Genomic DNA, 19,861 nt, shown 5'->3' with positions numbered 1-19,861 from the left:
CATTAAATGACTACGTATATGAAAAGTAAAATATTTTTATCTACCCTTATAATTGCAGGCGCCTGTTTAGGCACCAGTTGCAAGAAGAACTTTGAAACCATAAACCAAGACCCTAATCATATCACGCCGGAAATACAAGACTATAACTTGCTGCTGAGTGCAAGTGAGGTTTATATTGGCGGCACAGACTATGATACTTGGAGAAATGGTTTGATTTATGGTGCTACCATGATGCAGCATTTGGCTTCCACACAAGATTACTGGAATGGTGATAAATATACCTATAGTGCTGGTTATAATTCAGCCTTCTGGGACAGACAGTATCCTAATGGTGTTGCAGATATTCAAGAAGTAATTAACAAGTATAAGGATGATGCAACTAAGCAGAATGCTTATAACATTGCCAGAATTTTACGAGTATTCTTGTTTCAACAAATGACTGACTTGTATGGAGATGTACCTTACTCAGAAGCAGGTTTGGGGTATATATCAAAAGTTACTTACCCGAAGTATGATAAACAGCAAGACATTTACACCAGCTTACACAATGAGCTTAAAGCAGCAGCAACGGCATTAAGCGCTACAGCTACTAACACCGTAAATGGTACTGAAATGATTTACAAAGGTGATGTAACGTTATGGAAAAAGTTTGCCTACACAGAAATGCTGCGCTTAGGTATGCGTTTAACCAAAATTGATGCGACTACCGGGAAAGCCTGGGTACAAGAAGCTATTGCAGGCGGGGTGTTTACCAGCAATACTGATAATGCTATCCTGAAACACGAAGCTAACACCACTGATGCTGCAAATGCTTATGGTAAGGTGTTGGTTTACCAAGATCCAGATGCATCAAGAGTGAGTAAAACATTCATTGACCTCCTGAAGAATACTTCAGACCCTCGTTTAACTTATATTGCTACGGTAGCTACTAACCCAGGTGTTTCATATGGTTCGTCAGGGTTTGATTATGGCGATACTACTGCAACTAAGCAGGTTGGTATGCCTAACGGATATGATGAACTGAATGGAGCAACTGATATATCAAAAGCTCTAAACTGGCCTGGAGATATCAAAAAGTATTCAATTGTTAACCGTTATACTTACGCTAGAGTAGATGCACCTACGTTTTTGCTAACCTATGCTGAAACAAAGCTATTAATGTCCGAAGCAGCATACAGAGGTTGGATATCAGGTGATGCAGCTACTTATTATGCGGATGGTGTTACTGCTGCAATGCAGCAAATGACACAAAACGGTGCTGCCACAGGTATTAGCAACGCCCAGATTTCAGCATACTTAACTAAGAATGCTTACAATGCAGCAACAGCGTTACAGCAAATTAATACGCAATACTGGATTGCAACGTTCTTGGATGAGTACGAAGCTTGGTCTAACTACAGAAGATCTGGTTACCCAGCTTTAACACAGGTAAACTACTTTGGTAATGTAACCAATGGAACCATACCACGTCGGTTTACTTATCCAACGTCTGAGCAAACCATTAATACAACTAATTACAATGATGCTGTTTCAAGGCTATCTAATGGCGATAAAATGACATCAAGAGTTTGGTGGGATAAGCAATAGTCCACACCCCTAATCAAGAGCAATGCATTATGCATTGCTCTTTTTGTTTACATTGGTACAATCTTCAACTACCAACATAACTATCAAAAAAGTTTGTCTGCTGTAATCTAATTTATGAAATTACTAAAACATAAAGCTCCAATTTTATCTGCAATCATTTTTAATGCACTTTTTTATTGTTCCATATCTCAGGCCCAAAACATACCTGTTTACAAAGATGAACACCAACCTGTTGATGCCCGTGTTAAATCCTTATTATCTCAGCTAACCTTAACAGAAAAAGCAAATCTATTAGGCTATAATAGCCAAGCCATCCCCAGGCTAAACATACCTGCCTATAATTGGTGGAATGAAGGGTTACATGGTGTAGCCCGCGCTGGCGAGGCAACCGTTTTTCCGCAAGCTATTGGCATGGCTGCTACATTTAATCCAGATCTGCTTAAACAAGTAGCCACCGCAATATCTACTGAGGCCCGAGCTAAGTACAACTTGGCCATGCAGCAAGACAGGCATTTACAATATATGGGATTGACTTTCTGGTCGCCTAATATTAACATTTTTCGTGATCCCAGATGGGGACGCGGACAAGAGACCTATGGTGAGGACCCATATTTAACATCCCGCATGGGTATTGCCTATGTAAAAGGTATGCAGGGCAATGATCCTCAACATCTAAAAGTTTCGGCAACAGCTAAGCACTTTGTGGCACATAGTGGTCCTGAAGCTACCAGAGACGAGTTCAACGCCATTGCTGATGAAAAAGACTTACGCGAAACTTACCTGTATGCATTCAAAGCCTTAGTAGATAATGGTGTTGAATCAGTCATGACAGCCTACAACCGTGTTAATGGCGAACCCAACTCTACGAGCAAAAAGTTATTGAATCAAGTCTTATTAAAAGAGTGGGGCTTTAAAGGACATGTTGTTACCGACTGCGGCGCTTTAGATGATATTTATTTACGACATAAAGTATTACCCAATGCAGTGCAGGTTGCAGCAGCGGCTATTAAAGCAGGCATTAATCTGGATTGCTCCAGCATTTTGCAAAAAGACGTTGAAGCCGCTGTTAAACAAAAACTAATTACCGAAAAGGATGTGGATACTGCCCTTGCTAAAGTTTTAAGAACTGAATTCAAACTAGGCTTCTTTGATGAAAAAAGTCATAGTCCTTACTATAGCTACGGCGCTGATAGTATCAACAATGCTGCACATACAGCTTTAGCCCGTAAGGTAGCTACACAGAGCATGGTATTACTTAAAAATGAGAACAACATTTTACCGCTTAAACCAAATACTTATTCAAGCATTACTGTATTGGGCACTAATGCTTCGTCGTTGGATGTTATGGCCGGAAGTTACCATGGTGTAAACAGCCGCATAGTTGACTTTGTAGAAGGGATTACCGGATCGGTAGGCTTAGATACCCGTGTAGAATACGACTTAGGTTCAAGCTACACTGATACCACACATTTTGGTGGTATATGGGCGGCTGGTAATAGCGATGTTTCTGTTGCTGTTATTGGCCTATCGCCTGTGTTGGAAGGCGAAGCTGGTGATGCGTTTTTATCACCTACTGGCGGCGACAAACCTAACATTAGCTTACCAGCTGGAAATATAGCATTCATTAAAGCACTACGGAAAGGCAATCCTAAAAAGCCAATTATTGCCGTAATTACTGGTGGCAGTGATGTTGATGTAAGCGCTATTGAACCCTATGTTGATGCCATTGTACTGGCTTGGTATTCTGGCGAACAAGGGGGTAATGCTTTAGCCGATATTCTGTTAGGTAAGGTTTCCCCATCTGGGCACCTACCCCTTACTTTCTACAAATCAACTGCTGATTTGCCTGAATACACTTCATATAGCATGAAGAATCGCACTTACAGGTACTTTAAAGGTGCTGTACAATATCCATTTGGCTTTGGTTTAAGCTATACCACCTTTAACTATGCGTGGAAAAACAAAGCGAAAGAAAAATATACAGCAGCCGATACCATTACCTTTACAGTACAAGTAAGTAATACCGGCAGAATGGATGCAGATGAAGTAGTGCAAGCCTACATTAAATATCCTAATTCTGAAAGAATGCCATTGAAAGAATTAAAAGGCTTTCAACGAGTAAGTGTTGGAACGGCTCAAACCAATGAAGTAACTATCAAGATTCCGGTAAAAGAACTACAAAAATGGGATTTAACTAATCACCGCTGGAAGCTTTACCCTGGTCAATACCAATTAGTGGTAGGTAATGATTCTCAAACTGAAAAATTAAGTAGCAATTTCACCATTGCTAACTAACAACTAATTCTTAAAAAGAAGGCCCTACAAATTGCATTTATAGGGCCTTCTTTTTAGTGTATAACAGCGGGCTTAATTAGTCACCGTAACTACTCTCCCTCCTCTTCCTGCATCATCAAATACTCTAAACTTGTATGTACCTTTTTGGGTAAGCGGCCCAGTGTACATTGTACTGCTAATGATAGGTTCAGCTTGATTGGTGGTGTACCGAATAGTCATACCCGGAAATTGCACATTAGCTTTAACCGTACCGTTTTCTATAACAACACCAGCTGTAGGTATTCTGTACTGAAAACCTTGATGCATATAGCTTAATTTCACTAGTTCTTTTTTGCCTAGGGTATTACAGAATGTGCTCCACGCAGTGTTGTAAAGCGTATTTGCTTTAGCACTATCCAGTTCTGTAGCCCAATCCGGGTCTTTGGCCCATGCACGTTCAGCCAAACCCAGCATTTTAGGTAAAAGCAGATATTCCATTCTATCTACACCTTTGGCTTCCTCGCTCCATAACTGCCCTTGTATGCCTACAATGTGAGCTTTACCCGTTTCGGTGAGCTTCTCTTTTTTGGCCCATGCCGAAGCTGGTACAGGCACTCCCATGGAGTTTTCTGTAATGTTCTTTAGATAATTGTACGGGATGAATTTAAAAGGCTTATCTACATCTACGTAGCCTCCCCAGTACTGCCCTGGTTCATAAAAATTTTTCTGGTAAGATAAATCGAAATACAAGTTGCTTACGCACGATAATATTACCGGATAACCTGCATTAGCCAGCTGATACGCCAAGTCTTCTGCTCCCCAGCCTAGAACGTTATTCCATACATACAAGTGAAAGTTTGCTTGTGCAAAGTCAGTGTTTGGCACTTGCTTTTTCACACCATTTACCATTACCTTCCTTAAACCAGCTTCTTCCCACCCCGACACATATAGGTTTCGGCTTTTCAATAATTGATTTATCTTTTTGAAATAGTAGTACCACAAGTCATCTGTTGTTTTTACGTCAGATGAACCAGCCAACAGCTTCTGTACGGAAGGCGACTTAGCCCACACACCGGCAGGCACTTCATCGCCACCAAAATGAATGGTTTTCAGGGGTGCTCCTGCCTCACGGTACATATTTACTATTTCGTCAACTAGCGTTTCAAGAAAGTTGTAGGTAGATGGTATAGCAACATCCATGACATTATCACTCCAATGCTGTACAGATGAGTAAACCGATTGATCCTGCAAATCGTGTAATAAATACCGCTCGGCTTCCGCTTGCTGCCCAGCTTTCATCAAGCGTTTGTAACGCGCATCCATCGATTTGATAGCAGCTCTAGCATGACCCGGACTTTCAATTTCAGGTATGATAGTAATATGCCGAATATTCGCATATCTTAATATTTCAACGAAATCTGCTTTACTGTAATTACCGCTGCCATAATTGTTATTTACATCCGGTCCGGAACCATAAGAGGGCTGCAAATGGTCGGTATTAGTTAACGTGTGTCCACGTTTGGAACCTACACTGGTTAGCTCAGGCAATGATGGAATTTCCAAACGCCAGCCTTCATCATCATTCAAGTGCATGTGTAAAGTATTTAGCTTATACATGCTCATTAAATCGATTACTTTTAAAATCTGGCTTTTCGGTTGAAAGTTACGTGCTACGTCAAGCATTAAACCCCGATAACCAAAACGCGGTTTATCCTTCACGATTACAGCCCTAATAGGAATGCTTTGCATTTTACCCTGCCATGCTTTTGCCGGCAATAAACTTTTTAAAGATTGTATGCCGTAGAAAATACCAGCTCCAGTGCTTGCAGCTATGGTGATATGATTAGCATTTACCTGTAATTCATATTCCTCCTGACCCAAGCCAACCTTTTTCTGCAATGAAATATTCTGTCGTGCAGTAAGCTTACTATGAACGGCAGCCCCTATGAATAAATTAGCCATTTGCTGTTTTAAGTAAGCGGATTCATTTGTAAATGCAGCATCAGCTATAACCTGTGTATGTGCAGTTAATACAAAGGGTTGCCCACCTTTTTTATAATTGACCGGTGTGGGGAAAATACCAGATAGCTCGCTTTCCGGAATGTTCTGGATCTGATCATTTTGCTTGTAAACGTACTGCGGTGTAACAACGTCCACCTTATCGGCAGGTGTACGTTGCAACTGCTCTGGCTTAGTGGAGGGTACTTGACTAATGTTTTTTATAGAAACAGTTACATCCGGCGCATTGTCTGCTACATAGTAAAAACCTTCAGGCGCATCAGTAAAGTTTACTACCCAAGCACCTGCAACAAACGCCACCCGCATGGTGGCATTTGTTGAAAGTCCGTGAAAATTGGGATTAGGCGACATGCAGAAAAAATCACCATTCAGATGTTCAATTTTTACCGGACCCTCAACCGATTCAGGAACAATTTGCCGTGCAAAATTGAAGTAAACTTTCCAGCCATTGGCAGGCATGGCTTGTTTATCCGTATTGGTAAAACTTAGTACTGATTTAAACTGCGGCTTGCCATTATAGTTGTTCTGCAACACATCCCATTTAACCTGTAAGTTTTGCGCATTAAATGCTGTGCTTTTAGATTGTGCATTGGAACCAATACTTGCAATCAGCACACACATCAGAAGAATTACTTTTTTCATCATACAAAATGTATTTCGGAACAGTTGATATTTAATCTGCTTATGGTTTTGCAGAATACGGACGATCTTGTAGAGTTTTACCCCAATTTAAATTAGGCTTGCTACCCATTTCAAAAACCAGTTCGCCTCCCTGCATTAAATCAGCATGTGAAATATATGATTTAGTATAACTTTTTCCATTAAGCATAATGCGCTGTATATAAATATTCTGGTCGGTGTTGTTATGGGCAACCATGTGCATGGTTTTGCCGCCTGGCAATTTTAGGTTCACCTCATCAAACAAAGGGCTACCAAATACATACAAACCATTGGCTGGGTTTACAGGATAAAAACCCAAAGCAGAGAAAACATACCAAGATGACATCTGTCCAACATCTTCATTACCAATTATGCCATCATGCTTACTGGTATAGAAGTTTTTCAAGATATATCTTACTTTTTCGGCTGTTTTCCAAGGTTGCCCTGCGTAAGCATATAGGTAAGTGATGTGGTGGCTTGGTTCGTTTCCGTGGGCATACTGACCAATTAAACCTGATATATCAGGCGATCCTTCCGCCCCAATGCTACCTTTGGCTATAAACAATGAATCAAGCTTTTTAATGAAGGGTTGCTCACCACCTTGTAAAGCTATCAAGCCTTCCACATCCTGCGGCACCAGCCAGGTATATTGCCAAGCGTTACCTTCAGTATAATCGTCTTTACGATGGCGAGATACAAACGGACTAAAAGGTGTACGCCATTCTGTAGCTGATACTCTGCCACGCATAAAGTGGGTTTGCTTATCAAAATAGTTCTGGTAGTTTTTACCACGTTTACTGAAATATTGATAATCGGCCATGTTACCCATCTTTTTAGCCATTTGAGCTATGCTCCAATCATCAATGGCATACTCCAACCCCATCGCTACCGACTCAACGGTACTGTCTGCCGGAATATAACCCAGGTTCTTAACGTACTTAGTACCCATCTCATCACGCATAGCGGTAGCTTTTACCGCTTCATAAGCCAGCTTAGCATCAAAGCCTTTAAAGCCTTTCAGGTACGCATCAACCACAATAGGAACGGCGCTGTAACCCACCATAGTGTTCGTTTCATTACCCATCAAATGCCACATTGGTAATGAGCCCTGTTGCTGATAGATGGCCAGCATGGAACTAATCATATCATTTACACGCTCTGGCTGCAAAACGGTATATAACGGGTTAGCAGCACGATAAGTATCCCATAATGAAAAGGTGGTCAGATTGGTAAAACCAGCTTTTGAATGCACCTTTTTATCAGTTCCCCAGTAATCGCCATTGTGGTCGTTAAAAGTAGATGGCGCAATCATGGTATGATAGAAGGCTGTATAGAAGATGCGCTTTTTATCTTCATCAGTTGTTTTAAGTTGTACTTTCTGCAACTCTTTGTTCCAGGCCGCATCAGCCGTAGCTACCGTTTGGTTAAAGTTCCAGCCTGGCAGCTCGGCTTTGATGTTTGCCATGGCGTTAGCCGTACTTACCGGTGATATACCTACTTTAACATACACTTTTTCGCCAGCAGTAGTAGTAAAGCTTAATACGCCTTTTACTTTTTCACCTTCTAAAGCCATGCCTGTTTTGGCAGCAGTACTATCATATACGGCGAAGGTTTTGATGGGTTTTGAAAATACTGCTGTAAAGTATATACGCTGATCTTTCGCCCAGCCTTTTGAATAACGAAAGCCGGTAACCGTAGTATCATTAACTTGCTTAATAGCCGTTTTTACAGGCGTATCCCAACCTAATCCTTCTTCCAAATCAATCAGTATGTGTGCTTGGTCGGATTTTGGAAAAGTGTATTCATGAAAACCTACGCGCTGTGTGGTCGTTAACCTTACCCCAATATGGTATCGGTTTAATTGAACAGCATAATAACCAGGACGAGCAGTTTCCTGCTGGTGACTAAAGGTTGATACATAACCACTTTGCATATCCTTTGCCGTACCTTTGAATACTTTAATCGGTCCGGTTGTTGGCATAAAGGAGATATCTCCTAAGTCGCCAATACCAGTTCCACTTAAATGTGTATGTTGAAAGCCAACAATGGTAGAATCGGAAATATGGTACCCCGAACACCAATCCCAGCCTTGAGATATATTGCTTGGACCCAACTGTACAGCACCAAATGGAACGTTAGCCCCTACGAACACATGTCCGTGGAAACCCGTTCCAATAAAAGGATCTACATATTTAGTAAGACTAGCTGATTGTTTTTGCTGGCTATAAGCCGGATGGCCCGCCCAAAAACCTGTAAATGCCGCGGCCAGTGATAACAGCAACATTTTTCTTTTCATAGATAAAAAATTCATCATCATATAAATAAAATAAACATCCGGCTTAATAAAGCCAGCTCAGTTTAAAACGTACTCTTTTATTAATTCTTCTTTGACATTGAGTCACCAGATACAAGCAAACTCTTTAATATTATGGTTTTGGCTTTTCAACTTCAATTAATCCTTCATCATTAATGCTGATAGCCGGATATCCATTAGCATTTATACTTGCCATAAACTGCTGCTTGGAAGCTTCAAGCATTAACTTATTCTTTAAGTTACCAATCAGGGGCATAGTATTAATACTCAGTTCTGCTAAACTGGCTGCATAATGATTATGCTTTTGTAAATACGCTTTTTGCCGATAATACACCAACCAAAGCCATTTCTTCTGTTGCTCGGCAAAAGGCAATTTAAATATAGCCTCTGCTTTACGTGTAAATTGCAAGTATCCCCAACGCTCCGGATAGTGCATGTTAATTACACCCTGTGGCGACCAAACCCAGTTTTCTTCTGGCAACTCACGCCCGTTGGCAGCTTTTAGTTTAACATTCCTAGTGCCTTCAACCTTCGTATGCCATTCTACCCGCGAAAAGTTTATACGCCAGATATCGCCTTCCGCCGGTTTATTGAATGAGAACCCCATGCGTAATTCTTTAAGCGGGATAGCCATTTCTACAGTCCAGCCTTCATCCTTATCGGCAGGGTTGTTAAGCGTACCTTGTATGGCTACACCAGTTTTTAAATGATCCACATTCCATCCAATTAAGGCATCACCTCCATTACGATAAGGCTTAGGTAAAAACAAATCAAATATTTTATTAATAGCATTAATTTCAATTTCAAAATACTGATGAGCAGTGTTATCAGGATCTATAAAAATCTCAAAATCATTATCCTTAAAAATAATATCATCGTGATGGGTTTGAGTAGCCCAAACTTGTGGTTCCTGCAATTTAGCCGCTATGAAAAGAGTTGAATCGTTCCATAACATTTTAACTTGGGTTTTAAACTCCGGCAGAGGCTTTTGGGTACCTTCTATATCAACAAAATCCGTAGTCCAGGGTGCGTTTTGCCAAGCGTCCTCTTGTAGTTTGCCGTCCATCGTTAGCATGGCATTTGTATGCTTTACTACATAGTTTTTAGGAAAGGAAAACAACCTATCAAGGCCCTTAAAATTCTGTTGCGCTGAAGAACGTGCACCTACCAATAACAACAACGTACATAAGCTGCTTTTTACCAGATTGTATTTATTCGAATATTTAAAATTCATCACTTAAACTTCAGTTATTTACCTGTAATTATCCCTATCTCAGCGGCTGTTGCTCCATTACCGGCAATCACATGCAAAGCTTTAAACTGCACAAAACGTGCTGTAACGTGCTGCGGCAACGTTACTGTTTGCACAATTGGATTAGCTTTAATATTTGAAAACTCTCCTGTTGTAACCTGTTGCCATGCTTTACCATCATTGCTAATTAGAAAAGCGTAACGATCTACCAACCCGATTACGGATTTATCCTGACGGGGCAGGTAAGTAAAAGCTGTAATTGTTTCCGGTTTACCCAAATCAATACTGATCTGGGCTGGTGTAAAATGCTGCGTAGTATCAGCCTGCAAAGTGCTCCACAAAGTATTAGACTCATCGATAGCATTCTCGGGCTTACTACTGGCATTTGTTTGATTGTCAGATAAAACACGCCAAGCCTTTTTACTTAAGCCCAGTTGCACAGCGGCAACTTCGCCATGCTGTTGCCCATCAACTGCTATTGCTTTAATTAAACCACCTTCGGACAAACTGAAAGGTGAAGTATAAATAGGCGATTTTAGTGTAGGCTGACTTCCATCCAACGTATAATGAATAGCCGTTACAGGTGCAGCTGTAGTTATACTAACTATACCTTGCCGGGTACAACTAATGATAGGCGCTGTTAAATGTGGTGGTTCTTTATATAAGCCAAAATCACTTAAAGCTATACAAACCGGAGAGCCTGTAATACGCAAACGAACTTTAGCGGTGGTAATATTTTGAGGCAAACGGATCAGACGATTAGCTCCAATGCTGGTAGCAGCACCTATTTGTTTCCAAGCTCCGTTTTGCCACGCATCCACAGCAAAGCTTTCTATGCGTTGGCCCAGCTTAATGTTTTCACGCAGCCTAATTACGTTGAAGGTTTTGCTGCTGGTTAAGTTAAATACAATTTGAGGTGTTTTTACTTGATCATCAGTGGCCCAATAAGAATACCTATCAGCATCCAAAAGGTGCTGTGCACCAAATTGGCTATTGTTGTTACCACGTACATTGCTGGCAATTAGCTTAGCGCCAGATGCCAGGTTAACAGCAAAGGTTTGCTTTAACAGTTGCCCAAACTGACGTAACGAAGCTACATCTTCAGGATTTAACAAGCCTTGCTGATTTGGTGATAAGCCCAAATCCAGACCAGCACCACGCCCGACACTCTTGTAATATAAATCCAGCAGTTCGTAAGGGGTTTTTACTTGGCTATTCTGACTGGCATGATAAAACCAACCGGGGCGTAATGAAACATCACATTCAGCCGGCATCCAATGTTTCCCATTTCGAGTTCCCTCAATACCTAGTTCATATTTGGTGTAACCGTTAGATGGTTCTCTTCCTACATCGGGAGCCACAGGATCATAAGTAGCCCAGCAAGTTTCGCCGGCATGACCTTCTTCATTACCTACCCAACGTACATCCGGACCTACATCACCAAACAATACTGCACTAGGTTGTAACTGGCGGGTAATAGCCCAGGTTACAGGCCAGCCATAATAAGTAGTCCGGTCAATTTTACGCACTTCTTTGCTACCACCATAATATCCATCTCCGCCATTAGCCCCATCATGCCATGAAATAAAGAGCTTGCCATATCGGGTATATAATTCTTTCAGCTGGCTTCGGTAAATATTGATGTATTCAGGCTGTCCATAATAAGCACTATTCCTATCCCACGGTGAGCAATACAAGCCCATTTGCATACCAAGCTTTTGGCAGGCTAGTTGGTATTCTTTAACCATATCGCCTTTGCCCTGCTTCCAGCTACTTTTACTTATGTTATGTTCGGTAGTTTGGGTAGGCCATAAACAAAGACCATCGTGGTGTTTAGCTACAATCACTACCCCTTTAAAGCCACCTGCTTTTGCTGCACCTATTATTTGCACGGCGTCAAACTTAATTGGATTTACTAAGTCAGGGCTTTCATCACCATAACCCCACTCTTTATTGGTATAAGTATCTACCCCGAAATGAATAATGCAGTACATTTCCATTTCGTGCCAGTTAAGCTGCGCTTTTGATGGTAATGCACCGTAAGGCGCAGGTGCGCTTTGAGCATTACACCATACGCTTTTTGCAACTAATGCAGCCAGTATAATCCACTTTCTCATCTGTTTAGTGTTTTAACCAGTCAGCAGGTACGCTCATGGGCTGCGATCCATTGATACTGTATTTTAACTTCAAGGTATATCCGCCGCCACCTTCAACAAAATTGAGCTCAATAGGCTGTAAACCTTTTTTTAGGGCTACCTGCCCGCTTTTTTCAACAGGAGCGTGCCAACCGTCATTATCTACCGTAATGCGGCCAGCTACTTTGAGTATGCCGCCATCATCACAGGTTAAATAAAAACTATATATACCATCCTGAGGTACATCCAAATATCCTTGATAACGTAAACCAAAGCCTGGCGCAGTTACTGCCTTAGGTACCACAACGCTATCTACCACAAAGGTTTCTTTAGGCTGAACACTAGCCATCAGTTTTGAACTTTTGTACTCGCCAGGATAATAGCTGCACAGCAATCCCGCTTTTACATCAGCCTTCACAGGTTCAGCTAAGTTTTGTTGGGTATAATGCAGATTATATACATCACCAGCAACGCCATTAGGCTTAAATGCAGCCAACCTGATATAGCTTGATTTCGAGATAACCAAAGGTGCAGTTAACTCAGGCGAATTTTTATTAGGTACATTACCATTGGTAGTGTAATGAATAGTTGTGTTAGGTAACGGCTTTTTTAAATTAAGCACGGCTTGGTTAGTAAAAACGCTTTGTTCTACTAAGCCATCAAAATCAGGCAAGCGGTAGTTTACGTGTAAGTTATTTAATCGTGCATATTGTGCACGTAACCGCACTAAATAGGAGTTATATTTATGATTACGTGTCCACAAATTTTCAGCTAAAGCTGTCATGCGAGGCATGTACAGGTAATCGGCACGGTTCTCAGTAGGTACATACTCCGTCCATAAGTTAGCTTGCGCACCAATAATACCGTTGGCTTCTGCTTGGGTAAGCCCTTTAGGAACAGGGTTATAATGGTAAACGTTGTCTATTGAATTATGATCGGGTGCATTGTCGAAATACAAAGGGTTACCCGGCGACATAATAACCTGATTACCGTTTTTTGCTGCCTCAACAGGTGCTTTCGGCACCCAGGTACGCCAGTACATTATCAATGCTGTATGACTGATACCACCTTCCAATACTTCATCCCATCCAATCAGCTTACGGCCTTTTGAATTGAAGTATTTTTCCATACGGTTGATAAAGTAGCTTTGCAGAGCCGGCAAATCTTTTATTCCCTCGCGTTGCATGAATGCTTTACAAGCTTCAGATTTGGCCCAGTCAGACCGTTCCACTTCATCACCGCCAATGTGGATGTACTTGGATCGAAAAATGTCCATGATCTCGTCGAATACATTCTGAGCAAACTCATACGTGCTTTCGTTACAAGGGCATATAGGTTTTGTGAAAAGTTTGCCCCATGAGTTTTCACCATTACAGGTTAAAAATGGATAGGAATTAATAGCCGCCATCATGTGGCCAGGCATATCAATTTCGGGTATGATATCGATGTGGCGGGTAGCAGCGTAAGCTACCACATCTTTCATCTGCGCTTGTGTATAGTAACCGCCGTACAACGTTTTACCATCTTTATGAATGATATGCTGCGGATCGATAACAAAGTCAGGATTGTCGGCAGCTTTTTTCATACAAACCGAATCCTGGTTGTTAAAAGTTCGCCATGCACCTTCTTCGGTTAGTTTGGGATATTTTTTAATTTCAATACGCCAGCCTTGATCATCAGTTAAATGCAGGTGAAACTTATTGAATTTATACAGGGCTAACAGGTCAATAAACTTTTTCAAATAGGCTATTGAAAAAAAGTGGCGCGATACATCCAGATGCATACCCCGCCAGGCATAAACCGGGGCATCTTCAATGTTAAGTGCTGGTAATGATAGTTGACTCGGCAATGCCTGTTGTTTGTTTTCAATACCAACAGGCAGTAACTGACGGATGGTTTCTACAGCATGAATCATACCCGCGCCATCTTTAGCCCCGATAATTATGTGCTGTGATGTAATTTGCAGATGATAACCTTCTTCGGCAGTAATCGAGTTGTCTTCTACAAACTGGATGCTGTTTTTAGGCAAAGCTTTACCATTATGCCTAACCGCTAGCTTATTATGCAACAACTCATTCAGCAAACCAGCTTCTTGCTGATATTTCTTACTGGCTGGTGTTACAATAGATGTTTGGTTATTAATTACAAACAGCCCCTGGCCCACTGTTAACTTTTGCGGGTATGGCACCAGCGGAAAGCGTGAGGAAATATCTTGTGCAAATGATGCACCAGCATCCGCTAACATTAATAAGGAACCTAGTAGTGCTATTTTCCGGCTTATATTCTTTTTCATCAACAAGTAGATATACGCTGCTATTAATTAGTAGTATTTTGATCCAGGATAGGGTGATTGATAGCGGAAAGACTTTGATGCGAAGTTTTTAATTCATCAAAAACCACCACTTCATTTTTCCCTTTTTTGAGCCAGCCAGCAGGTACATACAAAGTTTGCTGCGGCCCTATTTGCCAGTACTTACCCAGGTTATGACCATTCAGAAAAACAAAACCTTTTCCAAAAGCATGCATGTCAAAATAAGTATCAGCAACGTTAGTTAAAGTAAAAATACCTTTGTACAAACCCGGATGTACAACAGTGTTCAACCCTGGTTTAAACATAAAGCCACTTAAATCATTAAAAGGCAAACGGTACATTTTCCAGTTCAGCACTTCGGTATTGTTCAGGGTTACGCTTTTAGTAAGACCATGACGATTGTCGGCCAGAAAGGGACCGTAATTTATACGTCCGTTATTCTCAACCAGAATATCCAACGTGGTATTGGAAAGTACCTGATTCAGCATAACTGAATCCTGCTTCAAACGGCGGTCGAGTGTAGCTATTTGTTTCCCATTCAGGTATACAATCGCATAATCTCTTAGCCCGTCTAATTTTAGAGTACCGCCACTCTTTATTTGTGTCCGATATAGCACAAAGCCATAAGCTTGGTCTAAATCCTCAAAGCATAAAGGTTTGGCAGAAACTGACGGCTTAGGTAAGTTGTTAAAAATATCGGCACTAGCATCAAATTTAATATTTGCGATATTAATGGTTGGCTTTTTTGCCGGAACATCCGGAAGCTTTTGTCCTGTAGGCAGATGTTTAGCGATTATTTCTCTGAATTTGTAGAACTTCTCGGTAGCATTGCCGGCTTCATCAAGCGGTGAATCGTAATCATAGCTAGATACCTGCGGCGAATAGGGATCGTTTACATTCATGTTTGCCCCATTCATAAACCCGCGGGTAGTACCTCCATGAAACATGTACATGTTGATTGAAATACCAGCTGCTAAAATTTTATCTAATGTTTGTGCGACCTGATCAGCAGGTACCTTAGCATGCTTTTTACCCCAATTATCAAACCAACCAGGATACCACTCGGCTATGTAATAAGGGCCTTTCCCATTATGATACTTGTTAATAAGCTCTTTTACTTTTACCGGATCTTCCAAGCCATTTACAGCCGGCAAATAACCCGGCAGATAGCCTTTAGGCATTTGGTCGGCACCATCGCATGTAAACAGAACCCCATCAAAGCCAGCCTTGCGGAATACCTGACGGTTGATGTCTAAATACTTCTTATCATCACTGTATGACCCATACTCATTTTCAATTTGTATCATCAAAATGTTGCCGCCATGCGTTACCTGTAAAGGCACCAACTGTTTAGCCAGTTGGTTTATATAGTTGGTGTAAGCCGCCAAGAACTTCGGATCTGTGCTTCTTACCTTCAATGTACTATCTTTTAACAGCCACCATGGGTAACCGCCAAACTCCCACTCGGCACAAGCATAAGGGCTTGGACGTAATACTACCCACAAGCCTTCCTCCTGCGCAGTTTTAACAAAAGCAGTAATATCATTGTTACCGGTAAAATCATATTGGCCTTTAACCGGCTCATGTGCATTCCAGAACACGTAGGTGCCTATGGTATTCAGGCCCATGGCTTTTGCCATTTTCATACGGTCGCGCCAGTACTCACGCGGAACACGGGCGCAATGCATTTCTCCTGATATCATTTGCAATGGCTTACCATCCAACATGAAATCGGAATTACCCAAAGCAAAAGTGTGCCTGGTTTGCGCTATTGAAGATAAAGTACCAGCCAGCAGCAAAGCACCACCTAAAGCGGACAGGAATTTATTGCTCGATATTTTCACCAGATCAGATTAGCTGTTTAACAGTTGTGGATTTTGCTGGAAAGTTTTCCATAGAAACTCACCAAAAATGGTATTAGCCCAAGCAAACCAATTCCGGGTAAAATCGGCAGGGTTATCTTTATTAAATGATTCATGGATAAAGCCTTTACCTGCGTGTGTAGCCTGAAGCATTTGAATACAATGTTTAATTTCCTGCTCATCAGTACTGGTCAATCCACGGCTAATAATGCTCAATGGCCAGATCATTCCATCTCTGCTAACATGTGGGCCGCCAATGCCTTCGGCAAGCTGGCTTTTATAGAAGTATGGGTTGTGCTCAGATAGTACAAAGCGACGAGTATTCTGATAAATCGGATCAGAGGTAGATACCGCTTCCAAATAAGGCAAAGCCAATAAACTTGGAATATTGGCATCATCCATCATGTTGGCATTTCCAAAACCATCTACTTCAAACGCATATATTTTACCTGCATACGGATGGTTAACCACGCCGTGCTTTTGTATAGCCTGCTCTACTTCGGTAGCCAAACTTTGCAGTTCAGTAGCCAATTGGCTTTCTTTCAAAACCTGCATCATTTCGGCAGACTGCTTTAAACTTACTACCGCAAAAAAGTTGGAGGGTATCAAGAACGGGTAAATAGTTGCATCATCACTTGGGCGAAACATGGAACAGATTAACCCGGTTGGTTTTATCGGAAAACCATAACCGCCCATAGGCAATGTATCAGTAGGCGTATTGGTTACACGCTGAAAATGGTAACTACCTTTGCCGGTTTTACGTTGCTGCTCTTTAAATGTGCTTAAAATAAGCTTTACTCCATTTTTCCAATGCTCATCAAATGGTTGTACATCGCCAGTGTTTTTCCAATAATGGTATGATAAACGTAAAGGGTAACACAAAGAGTCAATTTCCCACTTACGCTCATGTATGCCCGGCTTCATATCTGTGCGGTCGGTTTTCCATTCGCTTACCTTAGTGGCGTCTTTGTAAAAAGCATTAGCATATGGGTCTTTCAGTACACATTGCATTTGGCGGTTTATCACCCCGGCTACCATTTGCTGAAGCTTTTTATCCTTTTTAATAAAAGTAAGGTAAGGCCAAAGTTGTGCTGAACTATCCCGCAACCACATGGCATCAATATCGCCGGTAATCACGTAAGTATCAGGTTTACCATCGGTAACAGAGTAAAAAATCGTAGTATCTAAAGTGTTTGGAAAGCAGTTTTCAAACATCCAGGCCAATTCTTTATTGCTTACTTTGGCCTTAAACTGCTTAATAGCATCCTCAACAGCTGTACTGGTAAAATTACGTTTACCAAGTGCTGGCCGTTGGGTAACGCGCTCATCAATGGCGGCAAGAACGGTTTTGTTAATAAACATTCCGGCAGTCAGTAATCCTGCCTGCTGTATAAAAGTACTTCTCTTCATAGGTATAGTTATTGGTTATTCAATATGTACTCAGCTTTTTTGTATATGCCTTCATCGCCTTCTCAAAACGATAAGCCGACAAGATTATCAAAACCTGAAGCGCACAAACGCCTCCATGGCTTCATATTCAGCTAAACCTAACTGGTTATAACAACCAGCGGTCTCCCGGTTACGATCTTCAGCACGTACCCAGAACTCGCGATCATCATCGCCAGGGAAAACCGGCGTATCTTTTTGCGACTGGTGCTTGAATATAGCATTGCGTTTACGCAACACTTCCTGTGGTGATAATGGAACGGCCATTTCAATTTCGTGAGTTTCAAACTCATGCCAGGCACCACGATATAACCATAGCCAGCAATCTTTAACCCACTCTTCGGTTTCTTTCAATTGTTGCAATGCTGCCAGTATAATGTTAAAGCATACCACGTGTGTACCATGTGGGTCAGCAAAATCGCCAGCGGCAAATACCTGATGTGGTTTTACAGACTGCAGTAATTCCATCACCAAGCGCACATCTTCTTCACCTACCTTATTTTTTTGTGTTTTACCGGTTTCATAAAAAGGCAGTGCCATGAAATGAATATGATCATCCGGTAAGCCGGCGTAACGTGCACCTGCAATAGCTTCTGTTTTGCGAATGAACCCTTTTACATTCCGTATCTCTTGGGTATCTATTTGATTAGGTTGTTTTTGTTCTAAAAAGGTACGCATACCATCATATACCGTGCTAAGCTTAGCGGTATCTTCTCCTATACTTTTGTTAAAATCGATGGCAAACTCAACATAGCGTAGTACGTCATCATCCCACACGGCAGTATTTCCGGATGTTTGGTAAGCCACATGCACGTCATGACCTTGATCAACTAAACGAATAAAGGTTCCACCCATTGAAATCACATCATCATCAGGGTGTGGTGAAAAGATGATAGATCTTTTCTTAGCCGGATTGGCACGTTCAGGGCGTTGGCTATCATCAGCATTGGGCTTACCACCTGGCCAGCCTGTAATGGTATGCTGTATCTGGTTAAAGATATCAATGTTAATGTTATAAACCGGGCCTTGCTCTACCGCCAGTTGGGCCATACCATGGCTGTTATAATCTTCTTCCGTTAATTTTAACACTGGTTTTTTAAGTACACCTGCCAGCCATATCACAGCTTTCTTTTTTAATGTATTGGTCCAGATACAATCTTTTACCAACCATGGCGTATTAAAGCGGGTTAAATCAGAAGCTGCACCTGCATCTAAAACAAATTCAACATTATCAGATAACTGCAAATAGGTAGCAGGTACATCGCTGGAAATTTCACCTTCAACTGCTTTTTTGATAATGGAAGCTTTTCTTTGGCTCCAGGCCATCAATATAATTTCGCGGGCTTTGAAAATAGTACCAATGCCCATCGTAATTGCTTTGGTAGGCACGTTTTCTTTACCACCGAAATCACGTGATGCATCGCTGCGTGTTAAATCATCAAGCGTAACCAAACGAGTACCGGAATTTGGAGCAGAACCAGGCTCATTGAAACCAATGTGTCCGGTACGACCAATCCCCAAAATTTGTAAATCTAAACCGCCTAAGTCTTCAATTTTACGTTCGTAATCCATACAAAATGCAGCTACTGCATCCTTATCGAGCGTACCATTAGGTATATGAACTTTACTTTGGTCTATATCAATATGATTAAACAAGTTTTCGTTCATAAAAGTCACATAGCTTTGAGCCGCATCTGGCTGCATTGGGTAATACTCATCCAAATTGAAGGTAATTACATTTTTAAAGCTCAATCCCTCTTCTTTATGTAACCTTACCAGCTCCTGGTAAACGCCTATAGGTGTAACACCAGTTGCAAGCCCCAGAACTGTTTGCCCGCCAACTTCCTGCTTGCTTCTAATCAGGCCGGCAATTCTATGCGCAACATGTTTTACAGCTTCTTTTTGGGTAGGGTAAACATTTACCGGCAGCTTTTCGTACCGGGTTTCTTCTAAGAGATTTAAACGTGCCATATAAAATTGTATTTCTAGTTAGTTGAATAC

10 protein-coding genes are annotated in these 19,861 nt (G+C 41.4%); 2 read left to right on the top strand and 8 right to left on the bottom strand.

The features are described from left to right. The first annotated feature begins 18 nt into the window (after window positions 1-18). Together HH214_RS18270 and HH214_RS18265 are read left to right on the top strand one after the other, a co-directional pair. Entirely contained in the window at window positions 19-1,587 is a 1,569-nt protein-coding gene (locus HH214_RS18270) for a SusD/RagB family nutrient-binding outer membrane lipoprotein (protein WP_169610068.1), read from the top strand. Window positions 1,588-1,701: 114 nt separating this feature from the next. Next, complete coding sequence (locus HH214_RS18265; protein WP_169610067.1) at window positions 1,702-3,882, top strand: glycoside hydrolase family 3 N-terminal domain-containing protein; 2,181 nt, start codon at window positions 1,702-1,704, stop codon at window positions 3,880-3,882. A 72-nt stretch (window positions 3,883-3,954) separates the two neighbouring features. Here HH214_RS18265 and HH214_RS18260 read toward each other — a convergent pair whose 3' ends face one another. The 8 genes from HH214_RS18260 to nagB all read right to left on the bottom strand — a co-directional run bounded on the left by HH214_RS18260 (window position 3,955) and on the right by nagB (window position 19,831). Continuing rightward, a complete protein-coding gene (locus tag HH214_RS18260) occupies window positions 3,955-6,525 on the bottom strand; it encodes a family 20 glycosylhydrolase (RefSeq protein ID WP_169610066.1) in 2,571 nt (856 codons plus the stop codon). A gap of 37 nt (window positions 6,526-6,562) precedes the next feature. Then, window positions 6,563-8,836 (bottom strand): GH92 family glycosyl hydrolase, encoded by a 2,274-nt coding sequence (locus HH214_RS18255; protein WP_211166249.1) that lies wholly within the window; start codon window positions 8,834-8,836, stop codon window positions 6,563-6,565. 130 nt (window positions 8,837-8,966) lie between these two features. Beyond that, on the bottom strand, window positions 8,967-10,088 hold the full coding sequence (locus HH214_RS18250; protein WP_169610065.1) for a carbohydrate-binding family 9-like protein: 1,122 nt from the start codon (window positions 10,086-10,088) through the stop codon (window positions 8,967-8,969). 14 nt (window positions 10,089-10,102) lie between these two features. Then, on the bottom strand, window positions 10,103-12,223 hold the full coding sequence (locus HH214_RS18245; protein ID WP_169610064.1) for an alpha-L-fucosidase: 2,121 nt from the start codon (window positions 12,221-12,223) through the stop codon (window positions 10,103-10,105). Window positions 12,224-12,227: 4 nt separating this feature from the next. Continuing rightward, window positions 12,228-14,534 (bottom strand): family 20 glycosylhydrolase, encoded by a 2,307-nt coding sequence (locus HH214_RS18240; RefSeq protein WP_169610063.1) that lies wholly within the window; start codon window positions 14,532-14,534, stop codon window positions 12,228-12,230. A 23-nt stretch (window positions 14,535-14,557) separates the two neighbouring features. Continuing rightward, the gene (locus HH214_RS18235; protein WP_248282139.1) at window positions 14,558-16,396 is read right to left on the bottom strand and encodes a glycoside hydrolase family 35 protein; all 1,839 of its coding nucleotides are present in this window, start codon (window positions 16,394-16,396) and stop codon (window positions 14,558-14,560) included. A gap of 9 nt (window positions 16,397-16,405) precedes the next feature. Beyond that, on the bottom strand, window positions 16,406-17,824 hold the full coding sequence (locus HH214_RS18230) for a glycoside hydrolase family 125 protein (protein WP_169610062.1): 1,419 nt from the start codon (window positions 17,822-17,824) through the stop codon (window positions 16,406-16,408). Window positions 17,825-17,911: 87 nt separating this feature from the next. Then, entirely contained in the window at window positions 17,912-19,831 is a 1,920-nt protein-coding gene (nagB, locus tag HH214_RS18225; protein WP_169610061.1) for a glucosamine-6-phosphate deaminase, read from the bottom strand. Between the last annotated feature and the right edge of the window lie 30 nt (window positions 19,832-19,861).

This window comes from Mucilaginibacter robiniae, assembly GCF_012849215.1.
Classification (GTDB): domain Bacteria; phylum Bacteroidota; class Bacteroidia; order Sphingobacteriales; family Sphingobacteriaceae; genus Mucilaginibacter; species Mucilaginibacter robiniae.
The sequence above is the reverse complement of the archived record's forward strand: the minus strand, read 5'-3'. Positions and strand labels throughout refer to the sequence as shown.

Coding starts and splice junctions, on each gene's coding strand:
- HH214_RS18265 (WP_169610067.1), top strand. CDS start 1,702: ATGAAATTACTAAAACATAAAGCTCCAATTTTATCTGCAATCATTTTT.
- HH214_RS18255 (WP_211166249.1), bottom strand. CDS start 8,836: ATGAAAAGAAAAATGTTGCTGTTATCACTGGCCGCGGCATTTACAGGT.
- HH214_RS18260 (WP_169610066.1), bottom strand. CDS start 6,525: ATGATGAAAAAAGTAATTCTTCTGATGTGTGTGCTGATTGCAAGTATT.
- nagB (WP_169610061.1), bottom strand. CDS start 19,831: ATGGCACGTTTAAATCTCTTAGAAGAAACCCGGTACGAAAAGCTGCCG.
- HH214_RS18230 (WP_169610062.1), bottom strand. CDS start 17,824: ATGAAGAGAAGTACTTTTATACAGCAGGCAGGATTACTGACTGCCGGA.
- HH214_RS18240 (WP_169610063.1), bottom strand. CDS start 14,534: ATGAAAAAGAATATAAGCCGGAAAATAGCACTACTAGGTTCCTTATTA.
- HH214_RS18250 (WP_169610065.1), bottom strand. CDS start 10,088: ATGAATTTTAAATATTCGAATAAATACAATCTGGTAAAAAGCAGCTTA.
- HH214_RS18245 (WP_169610064.1), bottom strand. CDS start 12,223: ATGAGAAAGTGGATTATACTGGCTGCATTAGTTGCAAAAAGCGTATGG.
- HH214_RS18270 (WP_169610068.1), top strand. CDS start 19: ATGAAAAGTAAAATATTTTTATCTACCCTTATAATTGCAGGCGCCTGT.